The following is a 19,548-nucleotide window of genomic DNA, read 5'->3' as shown; positions in this document are numbered from 1 at the left end:
CGTTGAACACACCCTTTGTTACTACTTAAAAATCTTTAAATAAAACGCCAAATGTCATTCAACAATGAACTTTAAAGTTCTCACTTTTCCTTTAATTTTAAATGACATATCATCTAGCAAAATGAAAGATTACAATATTCAAATGATTAAACATTCGTTATTAATAACAATGGTTAACCCTTTAAAACTAAAATTATATTAACTCTTTCATTCATTGTAATGTAAAATGGTAATAATTGCAAATCATATCAATTCATTTTTGAATAATTAAAAATCTATCGCTCAATATAATGAAAAAGGAATCACACTCATGATAACTGAGAAAGGAGATTGATACTTCCATTCTCATAGCAGGTCTTATCTTTTACGTTTTACCAAGCGTAATTGGGTTCTTCACAGACCACCATTGCTGATAATAATTCCTCTGGCGTAATGATTTTAAGCCCACCATAATAACTATCTTGAGAAACAGGGGAAGGATCAATATAATATAACAAGGCAATATCCTTGCCGTCTGGTGTCTCCAGATAACCCGTTCCAATCACATTATGCTCTCCTTTTTTCCCAGGATATACTTTGGATAATTCAATAGTATAGTACATCGGGTAGCCATCTGCGATGTTTTGGATGAGACGTTCTTTAAATAGCTTCATATCTTGTGAGTTTAGTGATGATTGCGTAACGGTTGCTAAACGATAGCCTGCTTGATTGCCTGAAGGAAATTCATAACCAAACAGATGTTTGTTTAGGATGCGAATGGCATCTCGATTATGAGTGCCAAAAGGCTCATAAGTGCCCATTTCTTTTGCTAGCTGGAATTGATCTACTGCTACCCCTTTAGAAGACAGCATCATACTAACAGTCGTTGGCGCGCAATAATTCCAGACTTGCTGCACTTGACCCTCAACAGATAATTGATGCTTTGCACCAACAGGGATGCCTGCAATCACTTGTGGGTTTTGTGTTACCTCTTTTTGAGAATTCTCTGGTTTATTATTCTCTGAGGATTTCTTCTGACTTTCTTCAATGGTGACAGAGTCTGACTGACTAGGATTTTCAGTCGTCTCTTTTGTCTTCTCAAGTGTAGTTTCAACAGTAGTAGACTTTACTGACTGACTTTTTTGATTGTTATCTTTACGACAGCCAAATAGACCCATCAAAGAAAAAACAGTCACTATGAGAACTAAGATCTTATGTCTTTTTTTCATGCTAAACTCCCTCTTTTTTAAAGCAATCATCCTATCCTTCTTACTATCATTTTATCATGAAAAGACTAAATAGCGCTAATCTAATGGTAAAATACCGTTGCTGAAAATAGGTTTTGAAATGATAACTATATAACAAGCTAGTAGCATGACAATTTCATTTCTCTTATCATTTATGATATAATGAAGCAACATCAAAATCATAGTTGAAGCTTTAAAACATATGATTAGATAATCATTCTAACAAGAAATAGTGGAAAAAAAGAGGGAACATGACTAAAATACCCGATATCTTAGCTTATGAACGGCGTCATTTAACGAATGACAAGAGAAAAGACCAGACTTATCTCGATGTCCTTCATCCTGACTACAAAGAATTTGGTGCCTCAGGCAGAATTTTCTATAAGAATGATTTTGAAAAAATAGACCTGCTAGAAAGTGATTACCAAATCATCGACTACAATGTTTTAGCCTTGTCTGAAACGTCATGTCTTGCTACTTACCAGTTGATTGATAACATGACCGGACAAAAAACCAATCGCAGTTCCATCTGGGTTATTTATCAGAATGATTGGAAATTGTTGTTCCATCAAGGAACCGTAGTGAACGAAGGCTAAACAAAAACTAGAAAAGAGTATCCTATGGCACCACTAGAATACAATGATTTGATACCAGAATTAATCGTTAGCGATATTGACAAATCGAAAGATTTTTATGTGCGTTTACTCGGGTTCAGCGTTACCTATGAAAGACCCGAAGATAACTTTATTTTTTTATCCTTGGGCAAGATTCAACTCATGCTAGAAGAAGGGGAGAAAGAGGACTTAGAGTTGCTCCATTATCCTTTTGGCAGAGGAGTCAATTTTACCTTTGGTGTTGATAATATCACTGACATTTATCAACGCTTGATTGAAAACAACTACCCGATAAAAAAAGAGTTGACAACACTCCAGTTTAGAGTTGATGATAAAATGGTGACACCTAGAGAATTTTCCGTTTTAGACCCAGATGGTTACTTCATTAGAATTAGCGACTAGAGAGAATCAAGAAAATCTATCAATCAGTTGAAAAATATAAAACAAACTATATGATTTAGTATGTAACTTTTTTAAAAAAGATATAATAATGATAATATTAGAAAAAATTTTAACGTAAAAATTTGTTATTGCAAAAGTTATGGTGATATTCAAGTTAAGTAAAGAGTGACAACAATAATTCTGTTTTTCACTTCCAAATTTGGCTAATTATGCTATAATAAATGCGCAAAATGGTCGTATTTTATTAATCCAAAATATTTTTATACGGGCGGTACTAAAATGATTAATCAAAAAAAAGAAAACTGGTGTAAAAAAATAAGAGAAAAAAAGTGGTTTATTATAGGTGCGTTTACTTTTCCTATTTTTTTGGGAATCTGTGAAATTTTTAAATGGTTATTCTAAAATTTAACTAATAAGCAGTAATTTTTTATCTTTAACTACTAAAACCAATTTTATTTTAAACAACATTGTTACCTAATATCATCAAGTTTCATGGGACAAATCTCTTTCAACTAAACAAAAAAGCCTAGACATCAAGGCTTTTTCTTGTGTGGTAGATGTCCTGTATAGCCTTTTTGTTTAATTTTCGCGAATAAAATCATTAGTAACTCCAAATTTAAAGATTTTTGATTTTTCTAATTCTTAATAATTTGGTACTAGAAAATAATGTTAATCAAAAAGGCAACAAATCAAATAATATTATTATAACTTTTTTAAAAAAGAGATATAATAAGAAGTGAGAATATAAATTCTTTTTAACTTAAAAAACATCATTTCTTAAATAATCAGAGGAAAACAAATGAAAAAATCTTTATTAATACTTACAATATCAGCTTTTTCTTTAATGCTCTCTTCTCCAATTTTGGCCGATGAATCTACCAACAACCAACCAGAAACGTCAACAGAAAAAATTATTGACAATTCAAATGCTGTTACCACATTCACTGGCTTTGAATATGAAGGTCTACCAAATGAACTTATTGTTGGTCAAACAGGACAAATGAAACGACCAAGTAATCATTATTTAGCTAATACGAATTATTCATTTACTATAGAAAGTTCCGATACTAGTGTATTAAATTTCAGTGATAAGGGTGAATGGCAAGCACTAAAACCAGGGACTGTGACAGTCAAATTTCATTTAACTGACCCACAAACTAATCCAAAATTTAAAGAAGAATTAGAAGTTCTTAGTTTAAGTACCAATTGGCTTATTAATGAAATTGCAATGGAACCTTTAACAATCACTGTTCATGCTAATACTAATGCAATGAATCGTCTTTATAACCCAAATTCTGGAGAACATTTCTACACTGCTTCCACTGGTGAAAAAAATTATCTTGTGACTCTTGGATGGCGATTTGAAGGAATTGGCTGGAGTGCTCCTATTTCTGGAAATCCTGTTTACCGTCTTTACAATCCAAACAATGGAGACCACCACTACACAACATCAAAAGGTGAAAATGATTACCTTGTGAAGGTTGGTTGGCGTTCAGAAAATATTGGCTGGCAATCTGGTGGAGACATTCCCGTTTATCGACTCTATAATCCCAATGCAAAAGGCGCTGGTAGCCACCACTACACAACATCAAAAGGCGAAGCTAATTTTCTAGAACGTATTGGCTGGAACTATGAAGGAATTGGTTGGTATGCAGAAAGTTAGCTAGTAAATAATCACAATAACCTTTTCTAGTTTCATAAGACAAATCCTCTTTAGACAAACAAAAAAGCCTTGAAATCAAGGCTTTTTCTTGTGTGGTAGATGCCCCCTACAGGGATCGAACCTGTGACCCACGGATTAAGAGTCCGCTGCTCTGCCAGCTGAGCTAAGAAGGCAAAAAAAGCTGTATTGGTACCGTTTATTCACGGCTTGTATTGAACCCGCACGCTATACGCAGGTGGGCAACGTGTTCCCAACTTAGTTGTTTCCGCGTGAAACGGCCTACATACTGTCGGGAGATCTTTGTTTCCCTATAATACAAAAAATTAGTCGGTCAACACAGTAATGTGAATTCGTATACCACAGCATTTCTTTATCCTTATCATATCATATTTTTGGAAATTTTCAAGTTTTAAAGGTGCTACAGACTACTCAAAACTAGTGATATCACTATGAATAGCCTTGTTTGAGACACTAATTTCCGAACAAAATCAAAAGAGTCATTTCTTTTTAATCTACAAATTAAAAACAAAGAAAAGCTATTTGGAATTTTCTCATTTTAAAAAACGATTATTGTGAAGAAGATTGTTTTTTTAATTCTTCAATGATTTCTTGGCGACCTTTTAAAGCTCTTTCATACTTTCCAGTCTCATTACCTTCAAAATAGCTAGCTTGTTTAAGCTTATTAGGTAAATATTGCTGATTCACCCATTTTTCTGGATAGTGGTGAGGGTACTTGTAATTTTGCGCATTACCCAACTCTTTACTACCACTATAATGCCCATCACGTAAATGCCTTGGGATAGGAAGATTCCCGTTTGAACGTAAGTCAGCTAGAGCTACATCAATTGCTAGGTAAGCTGAATTGGACTTAGGTGACAGTGCCAAATCAATGACAACATTAGCAATCAAAATCCTAGCTTCTGGAAAACCAATTTTTTGAGCCGCAGAAAGAGCGGTGACAGTATGCACTTGAGCGTCTGGATTGGCCAAACCAATATCCTCATAAGCAATCACTATCAAACGACGTGAAAGACTTTGAAGATCACCACTTTCAATCAATCTTGCCGCATAATGAAGACTAGCATTGACATCACTCCCACGAATCGATTTTTGAAGAGCTGATAAGACATCATAGTGCCCATCCCCATTTTTATCCATGGTAATATAACTTCTTTGCAGACTATTTTCAATGATGTCAAGCGTAATGTGACGACTCCCGTCTTCATTTGGAGAGGTTGACATCACCGCTAAATCCAGCGAATTGTAGGCAGACCGCAAGTCCCCATTAGTAGCAGTTGCGATAAAGTCAAGAGCATCTTCATCTAACTTAACATCAAACTCAAAACCTCTTTCCTTGTCAGCGAGTGCGCGTTTAATGGCTTCTTTAATATCATCATTTGACAACGATTCTAGTTCAAAAATTTGAACACGACTTCTAATAGCCGGAGTGACTGAAAAGAAAGGATTTTCTGTCGTGGCACCAATCATGATAATTTTACCATTTTCAAGGAGTGGCAAAAGAAAATCCTGTTTGGTCTTATCAAGACGGTGAATTTCATCTAGTAGTAAGACAAGCCCACCAGAAAACTTAGCTTCTTCTGCTAATTCTTGCAGACGTTTTTTAGTGTCCACCGTCGCATTAAATGTACGAAAAGCATATTTTGTTGTACCAGCAATGGCACTAGCAATGGATGTCTTTCCGATACCTGGTGGCCCATATAAAATCATGGAAGAAAGCATATTAGCTGCAACCATCCGTTGAATAATTTTTCCTTCTCCCACCAAATGCTTTTGACCAATCACTTCTGAAATATCTCTTGGTCTCATCCGCAAAGCTAAATTGTTTGGCATAATTTTTTCCTTTCTCTTGCTATCACTTCTTTATACTGATTATACCACAAGACTGAAAATAGCTATTGACCTAGACACAGGTTAAAACCATCATTTCTAATCAACTATGCTATAATGGACTCTACTAAACCATTAGTAAGTGATTAAATGATTTTTGCCACAAATAGCCTTAATCATTTCTAAAACAATAAAATAAATCAACCATCAAAATAGAATTGGATAAACAAAGGAGTCTGATTAATGTCGTCTATTTTTCTTGCATTGTTATTAATAATCATTGGCGTTTCAGTGAGCTTAATATTTCTTTTTGTTGCCCTTATTACTGGAAATGAAAAAATGCGGTTTAACTCTCTTATCTTTTTATCACTACCCTCTTTATTTATTATTTTTAATATTCGTGAAAGATTATCTTATATATTTGAAAGCAAAGCACTCTATCCCAGTACAATCACTGAGATCTTTTTAATTTCAAGTGTTATTATTGGACTAATTCTTCTCTTTTTATCTATTAAAAATAAAAATGAACGTCAAATGTATTATGCATTAACTGTTTTGTCCATTCCTTCAATTATTTTTTTACTCGTCTTCCTCTATCCTCTTATGTGGTACTAGTAATATTAGAAATTCACGAAGAAACTAGCCATTTTACTACTATAGCAAACACTTAAAATAATACCTTTAATTAACTAAACGAATGATTTGTCAGACAACGATATGTTACACTCTTTAGTCATGCTCACTAAAACTGATAAATGTTTACTATTATCTTTGTCAAAAGAAGCTTTCAAGCAGCCTCACAAACTACATAGAAGACTATTTTCTATGATATAATAATGATAAGAAATGATAAATTGTAACTATTATAAAGGAGATTTCAAATGACAAGTTCACGATTAGAAGCCTTTAGTGATGGCATTTTGGCAATTGTGATTACTGTTATGGTTCTTGGATTAAAGGCACCTGATACAGAATCACTAAACTCCTTATTAGAAACCGTTCCTGGTTTACTCGCTTATGTGTTAAGTTTCATTTATGTTGCTATTTATTGGAATAACCATCATAATTTAATGATTAGTATTACAAGGGTTAACGGTATCATCTTATGGATTAATAATCTCTGGCTTTTTTGTGTATCATTAATCCCTTGGTCAACCGATTGGGTTAGTCGTTTTTATGATAAGACACTTCCCGTTATGGTTTATGGAGTTGTTCTCTTTGTAACAGCTATTTCTTACTTCATGCTTCAAAATCAAATCATCAAATACAGTGATCACTCTAAGATTATCAAAAAAATTATTGGCAAAGACCTGAAAGGAAAAGTGTCAACAGCTATTTACATCTTCTCCATTCTCATTGCACCGTTTTCCGTCTTTCTCGCAGAGCTAGGCTATATTACAGTTGCCGCCATCTGGTTTATCCCAGACAATCGCTTTGAAAAAGCCTTAGGAGACAAGTAAGTTGATTAAAATACAAAAAACACCTAAAAAGGTGTTTTTTTAGTGTTTTTAATACATTATTTCAAAATAAATGGTATAATATCAGTTAATAGGACTTAATATATTAAATTTATCAGAAAAGGGAAGTTATTAAGGATTCTCATCGTAACAACTAACCTTAACTGAGGAAGTTGTTATTAGGAAATTTTTTTATTTAAGGAGAATCAAATGATTTTGAAAAAGAAACTTTTTAAAAAATTAATTTTTAGTGCTGTTATTTTATTAACGTCATATAGTTCCATAGCACTACCCGTAAATAATCAACATTACGTCTTAGACAGTAACATTGTTAAAGCTGACCAGTATCACGAAACCGTTAAAGGAACTCTTGAATTCAAAAAGGAATTCCAACTTTCTTTAGGAAAGTTAGATGATAAAGGTCGTGCGACATCGGCACATATTCAGTTAAGAGATCAAGACGAACCAACTAAAAAACGCAAAAAGAAATTAGAGTATAATCCTGCCGGCTGGCATAACTATAAATTTTATTTTGGCAATGGTGAAAAGAAAGCTTGGTTGATGAACCGTGGCCATTTAATTGGTTATCAATTTAGTGGTTTAAATGATGAAGCTAAAAACTTAGTCCCGATGACTGCTTGGGTTAATTCAGGCAACTACAAAGGTACCGATAAAAATAATCAAGATAGTATGCTTTTCTATGAAAAACGATTGGATTCATGGTTAGCAACACATCCTAATTATTGGCTCGACTATAAGGTAACCCCTATCTATCAAGGAGATGAGTTAATACCTAGACAAATTGAATTACAGTATGTTGGTATTGATAAAGATGGTAAGCTTTTAGAGATTAATATTGGTGGCAAATCAACTAAAGACAACTATGGCATCAGTAAAGTGGTTCTTGAAAATACTTCTCCAAACGCAACGATAGACTATGTTACTGGCACCGCTCAAAATACTGTTCTTTCAGCAAAAGAGCAAAAAGTAGCAGCACAAAAAGCGGAAGAAGAAAGACGACTCGCTGAGGAAGCTCAAAGACTTGAGCAAGAAAGAATCGCTGCCGAAGAGGCGCAAAGACTTGAACAAGAAAGAATTGCTGCCGAACAAGCACAAAGAGCTGAACAAGAAAGAATCGCTGCTGAAGAAGCTCAAAGAGCTGAACAAGAAAGAATTGCTGCCGAAGAGGCACAAAGAGCAGCTCAAAGTGGCTATCATAAAGATGACAGAGGAAGATGGCACAGACCTAACGGGCAATACGCTTCAAAAGCTGAAATTGCCGCTGCTGGACTTCCTTGGTAAATAACCAAACTTCTTAATCACACTTCAAATCTAATATATGTCTCCAAAAAGCACCTCTAGGGTGCTTTTTTTGGAAACATAACAAATTATTGATAACAACTCACTTAAAATAATGTTAATAAGCTACTCATTAAAATAGGTTTAAAAAACAAATATTAATTCTAAATAGCTTATAAGTCATTGACAAATTATCGATGATATGATAAACATTATGTACATAAAATTTAATAGTTCTTCTTAAAATAGTATTCAGTACTTGACTACTACTTTTGAACTAAGAGGAGAAGAAAAATGCGAAAAAAAATTATTGTTTTTTGTGCTATGATTGTTATCCCAATAGTGATGATGGCAATTAACATCATTCCAGTTCAAGCAACAACAGCAAACATTCCTGATGAGACTTTTAAAGCTTATCTCAATCAAAAACTCAATCAAAGTGACGATGCTGATATTACTATAGAACAGTTAGCAACTATAAAACAAATAGAACTCCCAGCTGGAGTCTCCGATCTTGAAGGGATACAATATTGTACTAATCTCACCTTTTTTAGAGATAATGGCAAAGGACTTCCTTTAAATTATCAAAAAATTGGAGAGTGTACATCACTGACATTTTTAGCCTTCATGAATTGTGGGATTGAGGATATCAGTTTTATAGCTAATTTAACTAATTTAACTTATTTGAATCTTTGGAACAACGATATTTCAGATATTAGTCCCCTTAAAAATCTCACATCGTTAACAACATTAGATCTTAGTCACAATCATATCATGGACATGTCTCCTATTGCTGATTATGTTGACAACATGACAAGCTACAGCCACCTACATAGCCAAAGTATCAACTTAACAGTAACCTGTGATAAAGAGGAAGACGGTTTTTGTATCATAGAAAATCCAATTATTGGAATACATGGAGAACCTTTAGCACCTAATGGGATTGAAAAAAATACTGCTACTTACGATGCTCAAACAAACACTTTTAAAATTGCCAAAGATAAACTGAAATTCCTTTATCGTTTTAGTCAAAACACCAAAGATGAAAATCCTTTAAAAGATTTTGAAAACCGATATCATGGCATTGTGTCTGTTACTATCAATCACCCGCTTCCAAATATCTACGAGAATGTCACATTGTCTACAACAGATGCCGTTTATACCTATGATGGAATGGAACATTCTGCTATGAAAGCAATTTCTGTCGATAGCAATGGACACGATGTCAAAATTGACTACAGCCTTGATGGGATTAATTGGACCAGTGACATTAATGATATAACAGCAAAAAATATTTCTGATAGTAAAACAATCACTGTAAGAGCTCAAGTAGAGGGTGTCTACGAGGGTAGCATCATTCAAACACAAAAATTAGACATTGTAAAAAGAAAAATTATTTTAACATCAGAGAGCGACCAAAAAAACGATGATGGCAAACCTCTTACCAATCCAAAAATAACTATTACGGGAGAAGGATTTGCTGAAAACGAAGGGGCTAAATTTACTGTAACTGGAAGCCAAAGTGGTGTTGGTATTTCTGATAATGAATTTACATATACTCTAAACGACAACACTCTAGCAGAAAATTATGATATTCAAGTCATTTATGGAACACTTGAGGTGAAACCTGCTATTCATACGGTGACTTTCATCAATGAAGATAACACCTATGCAACGGTTGAAGTCCAAGATGGAAAAACGATTGCTAGTGATGATTTAACAGAACAAAAGATGCCAAATCAACCAACTAAAAATGGCTATATCTTCAAAGAATGGAATACTAGCGCAGATGGGAAAAAGATGAGTTTTACTGAAACAACCGTGGTTAACCAAGACTTAAGCGTTTATGCTATTTATAGTTTAAAAGCATCTCCTATCGCTGAAGCACCTGTATTAGAAGTAAAAGATGCAAGTATTAAACAAGGAGAACAGCTAGACTTAATGACCCTTATAGTATCCGCTGAAGATAAAATAGATGGCGATTTGACAAAATCTGTAGTCTTAGTTGATGACGGTGACTTTAAAGCTGATAAAATAGGACAGTACAAAATAACCTTTAAAGTCACTAATCGTTTAGGAGCAAGTACCACCAAGACTGCAACAGTAACAGTTATTAAAGCTGACCGTTCTTCATCAGAAGAGCCAACTACGACTACTTCTACAATATCAGAGGAACCGACTACGACTACTTCTACAACGTCAGAAGAGCCAACTACGACTACTTCTACAATATCAGAGGAACCAACTACGACTATCGAAAAGTCTAAACTTCCAAAAACAGGTGACAATAGTGGCCTATCGTCATTGTTATCAATCTCTGGATTAACAATATTAACTTTACATATTATAAGAAACAGAAAGTTAATAAAATAGTGATTAAACTTAATAAATTATCACTATACAGAAGAAATTAAACTATCGCTTAGATATATTGCAAGCTTATCTTTTTAAGACTTATAACAAAATAAAAAGCACCGTTACGGTGCTTTTTATTTTTGGGATTTAGATTCCTATAAATTGAAGTATATGAGTAAAATAGTTACCACCAATAAGGAAGCATATGGTGGAGGAGTTTATCATTATAGGAATCTAGAGAAATTTTACTCCTTTTAATTTTATTTGTCAAATGATTTTATCTCATCAATAACCGTCAAAATATCATCTCATATTAGCGATAGACATGGCAAGCATTTTTAAAAAGCTTCCTTTTCCTCTTATTTTTGTCAATTCTTTTTGACCTAGCAACATAAAGTCTACGACACTCTGAGGTGCCTTGTATTTATTAGTCATTAAATGGAGCGATACCTCATGAGCAATCCTAGCAATGATGGCATCATCTTGATTTTTTTGATACTCAGTAAAAGCTTTTAAAAAAATGGTATAAAGAGGCTTATCTTTTTTAACGTCAACATCATTTAAGACAGCCGTAAAATATTTTTCATACGTCATGCTATTGTTAAACTCCTATTATTTCGAATAAAATTGATCACCATTATTATACCACTAAAATTTTTTGACCCATAGTATGATATAATATTAGCAGTTAAGTCAACCTAACTGATTCAAACTATTCAATATAAGTTCTAACTTATCCGTGTACTAAAAAATAACAACCCATTTCAAAGGCTCAATAAAGCCTATTAAATCAACCATTACAAGACAAAGGAGACACATTATGGCAAAATACGGCTTTCTTTCCGTTTTAGAAGAAGAGCTTGACAAAGCCTTTCACTATGACTATGCTATCAACTGGGATAAGAAAAATCACGCTGTTGAGGTGAGTTTTATTCTTGAGGCACAAAATAGTTCTGGGGTTGAAACGATTGATGATGATGGTCAAGTCGTTAGTGAGGATATCACTTTGGAAGATTTTGTCTTATTTTACCAGCCTGATAAATCCCGTTTTGAAGAGACTGATTATCTTGTTACCATCCCTTATCATCCTAAAAAAGGGTTTTCTCGTGAATTTCTTGCCGTTTTTGCTAATCATCTCAATGAGGTAGCAACTGATGGTTTAAGTGATTTAATGGATTTTCTATCTGATGACAGTCAGGAAGAATTTGTGATGAACTGGAAAAAAGAGCGTTTTGAGAAAGAACTTGCTCAAATCACTGAAACCACTTTTTTCCCCTATCCTAGATATTAAGAGGTAATTATGGACAAGTGGCAAGAATTAAAAGTCATTAGCAATCGTGACGCTCAAGAGATTATTTCTAATCTCCTCATTGAAGCCGGTAGTCAAGGGGTTGCTATTGAAGATAGTGCCGACTATTTAGGTCAGGTGGGGCGCTATGGTGAAATTTTTCCGGATATTAGTCAATCTGATGAAGTGAGCATTACTGCCTACTACCCGGAAAATATAGCTATTGCTGAAGTGAAAAACGAGCTAAAAAATCGTTTGGAAACTCTAAAAAAAGAGACCATTATCACTGGTGACTTCCGATTTGAAACAAAAGAATTAGCAGAAGAAGACTGGGCAGATCAGTGGAAAAAATATTATGAACCGACAAGAATTACCCACGATTTAACCATCGTTCCTAGTTGGACAGATTATCAAGCAAGTGCCGGTGAAAAAATCATCAGGCTTGATCCTGGCATGGCTTTTGGAACAGGTACCCATCCGACAACCAAGATGAGCTTGTTCGCTTTGAGCCAAGTCATTCGTGGTGGAGAAACAGTCATTGATGTCGGAACAGGCTCTGGTGTTCTTTCAATTGCCAGTTCCCTACTAGGTGCAAAGGATATCCACGCCTACGACCTAGATGATGTTGCTGTCCGAGTGGCAAAAGAAAACATCGCCCTCAATGCTAATACTGCCAACATTACCGTTACTACTGGTGATCTCCTAAAAGGGGTTGAGATTAAAGCCGATGTCATTGTCGCCAACATCCTTGCCGATATTCTAATCCATCTCACCGATGATGCCTATCAACTCGTTAAAGAAAATGGCTACCTCATCATGTCTGGCATCATTTCAGACAAATGGGAGATGGTTAGAACAGCTGCTGAAAAAGCCGGTTTCTTTTTAGAAACCCACATGATACAAGGAGAATGGCATGCTTGTGTCTTTAAAAAGACCAAAGATAAAACAGGTGTGATTGGAGGCTAAATGCAACAGTATTTTATTAAGGGACTTCCTTTAACCACGCGCCTAGTCATTCAAGACAAAGAAACGATTAAACACATGTTTTCAGTGATGAGACTGGCAAATGATGAACAGGTCGTTCTGGTATTTGATGATGGTGTTAAACGTTTGGCTCAAGTCACCAATCGTGAGACTTACGAGCTTGAAATTCTCGAAGAATTAGCAGAAAATGTTGAATTACCGGTTGACGTGACCATTGCTTCTGGCTTTCCTAAAGGGGACAAGCTAGAGTGGATTGCTCAAAAAACCACCGAATTAGGAGCAAGTAGCATCTGGGGCTTTCCAGCTGATTGGTCTGTCGTCAAATGGGATACCAAAAAACTGGCTAAGAAAAAAGAAAAATTAGAAAAAATTGTTATCGGAGCTAGCGAGCAAAGTAAACGCAATCGACTGCCCCAAGTGCAATTATTTGCTAGTAAATCTGACTTTTTAGCGCAATTCTCCCAATTTGACAAGATTTTAATTGCTTACGAGGAATCAGCCAAGGCTGGAGAAAAATCTCAACTGGCTAAAACCCTCTCTACTCTTAAAAAAGGTGAGAAAATCCTCTTTATCTTTGGTCCAGAAGGGGGTCTGTCACCAGAAGAAATCAAAACCTTTCAACAATATGGTACCATTACTCTTGGACTAGGACCAAGAATCTTACGAACAGAAACAGCACCACTTTATGCTTTGAGCGCTATCAGTTATGCGTTAGAACTTGATGATAAGTGAGGCAATGATTAATAACAAAAAACAAGAGGCCAGAACATAAGTTCCTAGCCTCTTTCTTATTTATTCTTGTTAATTAGTTTGAAATAAAGTGTCTAAGAGATTACTCACCAATCATTTTGCTTTTGACGTAAGCATCTACCAAACGCTCCGTTGCTTCAACAGAGTCAATATGACTACGCTCATAAGAATGACTGGATTCTACCCCTGCACCGATAAGAGCGTGTCTTACTTCTGCTCCTGCTCGCATCGCTGCTGAAGCATCACTACCATAAAAAGGATAGATATCTAGCTTGTAAGGAATTTTCTTATCTTCAGCCAGTGCCACCATTTGCTGACGTAAGCCATAATGGTATGGCCCTGAAGCATCTTTGACACAGATAGAGACAGTATATTCATCCGTTTGCTGATCATCACCCATTGCTCCCATATCAACCGCTAAATACTCCACTGTCTTTTCAGGAATACTTGAGTTGGCACCATGTCCTAATTCTTCAAAAGAACTAAAGTAAAAATGCGTGGTGTAAGGCAAAGTCACTTGCTCTTTTTGATAAGTTTTTAAGAGATTCAATAAAATAGCTGCTGAAATTTTATCATCTAAATGACGTGATTTGATAAAACCAGATTCAGTGACAATCGTTCTTGGATCAAAGGAGATAAAATCCCCAACTTCAATCCCTAAAGCACGTGTTTCTGCTTCATTGGTCACTTTTTCATCAAGACGAACTTCCATATTGGCTTGGTTACGTTCAGCACTGCCTGCATCTTTATAAACATGAACACTGGTTTGATGCATTAAAATGGTACCAGAAATGTCTTTACCATTTTTACTCACATGGATGGTACAATTTTCACCTTCAATCGCATTGTAAACAAAACCACCAATCAAATCCATCTTCAAACGCCCATCAGGTTTAATCGCACGAACCATTGCCCCCAATGTATCAAGATGAGCCGTCAACAAGCGATGTTTCTCATCATTTTCACCTGTTATGGTCACCATCAAGCCATCTTTTGGTGTTCTTTTGGCGGTATACCCCATTTTTTCCACTTCGGCTTGGACATAATCCATAATCTCGGTTGTATAGCCTGTTGGTGATGGAATGGCGGTTAATCTCTTAATATAGTCAACGGTTGGTGTCATTTTTTCTCCTTAAACTGTTTTGCCCTTATAGGTAAAGACCACATTTGGAAATTCATTTTCGGTATCTTTATCTGCCATAAAGGCACTAGCATCTTTTTTAATCTGAACAAGATCAATTCCCTGAGCCTTAGCGCCATAGACACAACCACAGTAGCACTGACGGTAGATATCATATTCAACGCACATCTCAACAGAACGTCTGTAGCCATTGTTTTTCTTTAAATCACTTGGTAAATACTGGGTTGTGTACAATTTTTGCACATCGATTCCCACCGCATTAATCACTTGTGAATTTTTGTGAGGACTGATAGTTAGGGCACTGCCAAAATAATCAAAACCAAGCTCAACAGCCTTTTGAGCAGTTGTATCTAGCCGATAATCAAAACAAACCTTACATCTATCGCCACCTTCTGGCTCATTTTCTAAACCGCGAACAACTTGTTTAAACTCATTGGGTTGATAAGGCGCTGATAAAAATTGAACCGATTCACCTGTTTTTGCATTAAAATCATGGACAAATTTTTTAGTCACATAAGCTCTTCTTTCATATTCAACCTTGGGATGAATATTAGAATTGGCAAAATAAATAGTCACATCACAATACTGCGTCAGATATTCCAGCGTATATGTCCCACATGGTGCACAACAAACATGCATTAAAACATTAGGTCGTTGGCCTTTTTTTTGCCAATCTGCCACCATTTTTTGCATGACGTGATCATAATTAATTTTTTGATTTGGATTAAGATTATCCAAAATTTCTTGTAAATCAATCATAAGCTATCCTTTAATGTACTATTTTTTTGAATGACTAGCTTTATCTATTATATCATATTGACATCACTTCGCCTATAGGCAATAATAGGTCAAAACAGTGTGGTATCAGTCTTTTTTAAAAATTTTATTTCTCAAAACTTTTTATTTTTGGCTTAAAAATGATAAAATAGTACAATATAGAAAATATGTGAACATTATTGTTCAATTAGTAAGGAAAATCATATGCCTAAAGAAAGAAATTATTCCGGTCAAGATGTGGTCATCTTGGCTGCGACATATATTAATCAAAAAGATGTCGCTCTTGTGCAAAAAGCGCTTGATTTTGCCACACAGGCACATGAAGGACAATTCCGAAAATCAGGTGAGCCTTATATCATTCATCCCATCCAAGTTGCGGCTATCTTAGCGCAACTCCATTTAGATGCCACAACCGTAGCCTGTGGGTTTTTACATGATGTGGTAGAAGATACTGACTACACACTCGATGATTTAGAAGAAGCTTTTGGTAAAGATATCCGTATTATTGTTGATGGCGTGACCAAACTAGGTAAGGTCAAATACCGTTCACATGAGGAACAATTGGCTGAAAATCACCAAAAAATGCTAATGGCTATGTCACAAGATATTCGTGTCATTCTTGTCAAGCTAGCTGACCGTTTACATAATATGCGAACACTAAAACACCTTAGAAAAGATAAACAAGAACGCATTTCGCATGAAACCATGGAAATCTACGCACCGCTTGCTCATCGTTTGGGGATTAGTCGAATCAAATGGGAACTAGAAGACCTCGCATTTCGTTATATCAATGAACAAGAATTCTACAAAATCTCTCGCATGATGAGAGAAAAACGTAGAGAACGTGAAGCCCTTGTTGAAGATATCGTCAATAAAATCAACAAATACACCAAAGAACAAGGACTTGTAGGAGATGTTTACGGAAGACCAAAACACATTTATTCCATTTACCGAAAAATGCGTGATAAGAAAAAACGCTTTGATCAAATTTTTGATTTAATCGCCATTCGTTGTATTATGGAAACACCAAGTGATGTTTATGCTATGGTCGGCTATATCCACGAACTCTGGCGTCCAATGCCTGGTCGTTTCAAAGATTATATAGCGGCTCCTAAAGCCAACGGCTACCAATCCATTCACACAACCGTTTATGGACCAAAAGGACCGATTGAAATTCAGATTCGTACCAAAGAAATGCACCAAGTCGCTGAATACGGTATTGCTGCTCACTGGGCCTACAAAAAAGGAGTGAAAGAAAAAGTCAACTCTAAAGAAGCGACTTTTGGTATGCGACTCATTCAAGAAATCGTAGAACTACAAGATGATGCTGCAAATGCCAAAGACTTTGTCACTTCCGTCAAAGAAGATATTCTGGCAGAACGCATCTATGTCTTTACTCCAAATGGTGCTGTTAAAGAATTACCAAAAGACTCTGGTCCGATTGATTTTGCCTATGCCATCCACACACAAGTTGGTGAAAAAGCAACAGGTGCTAAGGTTAATGGTCGTATGATTCCACTGACTGCCAAATTAAAAACAGGTGACGTTGTTGAAATTGTGACAAACAGTAACTCCTTTGGCCCTAGTCGTGATTGGATTAAGATTGTCAAAACCAACAAAGCCAGAAATAAAATTAGACAATTCTTTAAAAATCAAGATAAAGAATTGTCTATCAATAAAGGACGTGAACTTCTTATTGAATGTTTCCAAGAACATGGTTATGTGGCCAATAAATTTCTTGATAAGAAACATATTGAAAAAATTCTACCCAAAGTTAGCTATAGTAGTGAAGAAGCACTCTATGCTGGGGTTGGATTTGGAGAAGTTAGTGCCTTAAGCATCTTCAATAAACTAACTGAAAAAGAACGTCGTGAAGAGGAAAAAGCCAAAGCTGCTGCTGAAGCTAATGAACTTCTTAAAGGCGGTGAGATTAAGCATGAACAAAAACCATCACAAGCCCTTAAGGTAAAAAGTGAAGATGGGGTAATTGTTCAAGGAGAATCTGGTTTGTTGATGAGAATCGCAAAATGTTGTAATCCAATTCCTGGAGATGATATTGCAGGTTACATCACTAAAGGCAGAGGAATTGCCATTCACCGTTCAGACTGCCAAAATCTCAAGAGCCAAGAAAATTATGAACAACGTCTCATCGAAGTCGAGTGGGATATGGCAAATGCCAATAAAGAATATCTTGCTGAAATTGATATCTATGGTCTAAATCGTGGTGGTGTCTTAAACGATATCTTACAAACACTGTCAAATAATACCAAAAATATTACCTCAGTGAATGCCCAGCCAACCAAAGATATGAAATTTGCTAATATTCATATTGCTTTTGCTGTCAGCAATCTTACGGCACTAACTACAGTTGTTGACAAGGTTAAAAGTATACCAGATGTCTACTCTGTCAAACGAACTAATGGGTAAAAAAGATGAAAATTATTATTCAACGTGTTAAACAAGCATCCGTTTCTGTCAAAGAAGAAACCATCGCCCAAATCAATACAGGTCTTCTGCTATTAGTTGGTGTTGGACCAGAAGATTCCCAAGAAGATATTGATTACGCTGTTCGCAAAATCATCAATATGCGTATCTTCTCTGATGAGAATGATAAAATGAATTTAGCCATTCAAGACATTAAAGGAAGTATTTTGTCTATTTCACAATTTACCTTGTTTGCTAATACTAAAAAGGGTAACCGTCCATCCTTTACAGAGGCAGCAAAACCCGAACTGGCTAAACAACTCTATCAAGAATTTAATCAGAAACTATCAGCATTTGTTAGCGTTAAAGAAGGTCTTTTCGGCGAAGATATGCAAATATCACTCATCAATGACGGACCAGTAACTATTATTTTAGACACTAAAAATAAATAAATTTGTTAAAAACTAAAAATCAGTTTTGCTTCTACAAAGCTGATTTTTGATATGATAAAACCCTCTGCCATATTTGACAGAGGGTTTTTCTAGTTAATCACTAGGAAAATGATTAGTTGTTAGCATAGCGTTTGTAAGCAAAGATACCTGCTAAGCCTGTTACCAATAAGCCTACTAAACTAAAGAGTAGTGTTGATGACTCCCCAGTTTTTGGTAATGGTTGTTTTGGATGATGAACATTAGTAATGTCATAACCCTTAATCTCTGTCGTATAGCCTTTAACAGCATCTTCTGATAGGCTATACTCGATTTTCTTACCATTCTCATATTCTGGAAGATTCTCAAAGCCATATGACCATTTGTCTTTTGCTGTCACTACAACGTGTTGCACTTCTTTACCATTGGCATAAAGGCGTACGGTAATCGACTCTGGTCTTAACTTGTCTTTATTATCAGCATCATCCCATGTCTTCTTACCAACAACCTTAGTAGTGCTTGGTTTGTGAGTGTTAGTCACATCATAACCATCAATAGTGGTTGTATAACCATCAACAGCATCTTCTGTCACACTATAAACAATCTCTTTACCACCTTTGTATTTTGGTAAGTTCTTAAATTCATATGACCAATCACTTGCTTTAGAAACAGTAGCTGTTTGGCCTGTCGCAACACCATCTGCTAAGAGGTTAATCACAACTTCATCTGGACGAATGCCATCTTGGTTCTTAGCATCTTTCCATGTCTTACTTCCCTTAATACTGATTTCTGCTGGTGTATGAGTGTTAGTAATGGTAACGTTACCTTGGTCTAAGTCACCGATAGCAACTTTATAACCATCGACTTTTCCTACTTCTTTAACAGTGTAGAC

17 protein-coding genes, 1 tRNA gene and 1 other RNA gene are annotated in these 19,548 nt (G+C 35.4%); 11 read left to right on the top strand and 8 right to left on the bottom strand.

Features of this window, described 5'->3' with window-relative positions:
* Positions 1-371: 371 nt before the first annotated feature.
* The gene (locus JHK64_RS06570) at positions 372-1,208 is read right to left on the bottom strand and encodes a C39 family peptidase (protein WP_199568201.1); all 837 of its coding nucleotides are present in this window, start codon (positions 1,206-1,208) and stop codon (positions 372-374) included.
* Positions 1,209-1,477: 269 nt separating this feature from the next.
* Between JHK64_RS06570 and JHK64_RS06565 the strand changes: the two genes are divergently transcribed.
* The 3 genes from JHK64_RS06565 to JHK64_RS06555 all read left to right on the top strand — a co-directional run bounded on the left by JHK64_RS06565 (position 1,478) and on the right by JHK64_RS06555 (position 3,905).
* A complete protein-coding gene (locus tag JHK64_RS06565) occupies positions 1,478-1,822 on the top strand; it encodes a nuclear transport factor 2 family protein (RefSeq protein WP_199568200.1) in 345 nt (114 codons plus the stop codon).
* 24 nt (positions 1,823-1,846) lie between these two features.
* On the top strand, positions 1,847-2,242 hold the full coding sequence (locus JHK64_RS06560) for a bleomycin resistance protein (RefSeq protein ID WP_199568199.1): 396 nt from the start codon (positions 1,847-1,849) through the stop codon (positions 2,240-2,242).
* Between the two features lie 799 nt (positions 2,243-3,041).
* The gene (locus tag JHK64_RS06555) at positions 3,042-3,905 is read left to right on the top strand and encodes a hypothetical protein (protein WP_199568198.1); all 864 of its coding nucleotides are present in this window, start codon (positions 3,042-3,044) and stop codon (positions 3,903-3,905) included.
* Between the two features lie 100 nt (positions 3,906-4,005).
* Here the strand turns inward: JHK64_RS06555 and JHK64_RS06550 are convergent.
* From JHK64_RS06550 to JHK64_RS06540, 3 genes are all read right to left on the bottom strand, one after another.
* Positions 4,006-4,078: transfer RNA gene (locus JHK64_RS06550), tRNA-Lys, on the bottom strand.
* Position 4,079: 1 nt separating this feature from the next.
* Positions 4,080-4,274: non-coding RNA, 6S RNA (gene ssrS, locus JHK64_RS06545), on the bottom strand.
* 198 nt (positions 4,275-4,472) lie between these two features.
* Positions 4,473-5,756, bottom strand: a complete 1,284-nt coding sequence (locus JHK64_RS06540) for a replication-associated recombination protein A (RefSeq protein ID WP_199568197.1) — start codon at positions 5,754-5,756, stop codon at positions 4,473-4,475.
* A gap of 878 nt (positions 5,757-6,634) precedes the next feature.
* Here JHK64_RS06540 and JHK64_RS06535 point away from each other — a divergent pair.
* The 3 genes from JHK64_RS06535 to JHK64_RS06525 all read left to right on the top strand — a co-directional run bounded on the left by JHK64_RS06535 (position 6,635) and on the right by JHK64_RS06525 (position 10,882).
* The gene (locus JHK64_RS06535; RefSeq protein WP_199568196.1) at positions 6,635-7,213 is read left to right on the top strand and encodes a TMEM175 family protein; all 579 of its coding nucleotides are present in this window, start codon (positions 6,635-6,637) and stop codon (positions 7,211-7,213) included.
* A gap of 213 nt (positions 7,214-7,426) precedes the next feature.
* Complete coding sequence (locus JHK64_RS06530; protein ID WP_199568232.1) at positions 7,427-8,512, top strand: DNA/RNA non-specific endonuclease; 1,086 nt, start codon at positions 7,427-7,429, stop codon at positions 8,510-8,512.
* Positions 8,513-8,803: 291 nt separating this feature from the next.
* Complete coding sequence (locus JHK64_RS06525) at positions 8,804-10,882, top strand: leucine-rich repeat domain-containing protein (protein WP_199568195.1); 2,079 nt, start codon at positions 8,804-8,806, stop codon at positions 10,880-10,882.
* A 285-nt stretch (positions 10,883-11,167) separates the two neighbouring features.
* Here JHK64_RS06525 and JHK64_RS06520 read toward each other — a convergent pair whose 3' ends face one another.
* Positions 11,168-11,458 carry a bacteriocin immunity protein gene (locus tag JHK64_RS06520; RefSeq protein ID WP_199568194.1) on the bottom strand — a complete coding sequence of 97 codons (291 nt, stop codon included), beginning with the start codon at positions 11,456-11,458 and terminating at the stop codon, positions 11,168-11,170.
* 226 nt (positions 11,459-11,684) lie between these two features.
* Here JHK64_RS06520 and JHK64_RS06515 point away from each other — a divergent pair, with 226 nt between their 5' ends.
* The 3 genes from JHK64_RS06515 to JHK64_RS06505 are packed head-to-tail and all read left to right on the top strand — an operon-like array spanning position 11,685 to position 13,868.
* Positions 11,685-12,155: a DUF3013 family protein gene (locus tag JHK64_RS06515; RefSeq protein ID WP_199568193.1), complete on the top strand. Its 471-nt coding sequence runs from the start codon at positions 11,685-11,687 to the stop codon at positions 12,153-12,155.
* A 9-nt stretch (positions 12,156-12,164) separates the two neighbouring features.
* On the top strand, positions 12,165-13,118 hold the full coding sequence (gene prmA, locus JHK64_RS06510) for a 50S ribosomal protein L11 methyltransferase (RefSeq protein ID WP_199568192.1): 954 nt from the start codon (positions 12,165-12,167) through the stop codon (positions 13,116-13,118).
* Positions 13,119-13,868, top strand: coding sequence for a 16S rRNA (uracil(1498)-N(3))-methyltransferase (locus tag JHK64_RS06505; protein WP_199568191.1), 750 nt, complete (start codon positions 13,119-13,121; stop codon positions 13,866-13,868).
* A gap of 100 nt (positions 13,869-13,968) precedes the next feature.
* Here the strand turns inward: JHK64_RS06505 and JHK64_RS06500 are convergent, their stop codons facing one another.
* Entirely contained in the window at positions 13,969-15,009 is a 1,041-nt protein-coding gene (locus JHK64_RS06500) for a M42 family metallopeptidase (protein ID WP_199568190.1), read from the bottom strand.
* Positions 15,010-15,018: 9 nt separating this feature from the next.
* Complete coding sequence (locus tag JHK64_RS06495) at positions 15,019-15,786, bottom strand: epoxyqueuosine reductase QueH (protein ID WP_199568189.1); 768 nt, start codon at positions 15,784-15,786, stop codon at positions 15,019-15,021.
* A gap of 222 nt (positions 15,787-16,008) precedes the next feature.
* Between JHK64_RS06495 and JHK64_RS06490 the strand changes: the two genes are divergently transcribed.
* A complete protein-coding gene (locus JHK64_RS06490) occupies positions 16,009-18,231 on the top strand; it encodes a RelA/SpoT family protein (protein ID WP_199568188.1) in 2,223 nt (740 codons plus the stop codon).
* 5 nt (positions 18,232-18,236) lie between these two features.
* A complete protein-coding gene (gene dtd, locus JHK64_RS06485) occupies positions 18,237-18,680 on the top strand; it encodes a D-aminoacyl-tRNA deacylase (RefSeq protein ID WP_199568187.1) in 444 nt (147 codons plus the stop codon).
* A gap of 112 nt (positions 18,681-18,792) precedes the next feature.
* On the opposite strand, the gene JHK64_RS06480 is transcribed toward dtd, so the two are convergent.
* Positions 18,793-19,548, bottom strand: a 756-nt coding sequence (locus JHK64_RS06480) for a Cna B-type domain-containing protein (RefSeq protein WP_199568186.1), incomplete at its 5' end; no start/stop codon positions are given.

The sequence above is a fragment of the Streptococcus zalophi genome, from assembly GCF_016481285.1.
GTDB lineage: Bacteria > Bacillota > Bacilli > Lactobacillales > Streptococcaceae > Streptococcus > Streptococcus zalophi.
The sequence above is the reverse complement of the archived record's forward strand: the minus strand, read 5'-3'. Positions and strand labels throughout refer to the sequence as shown.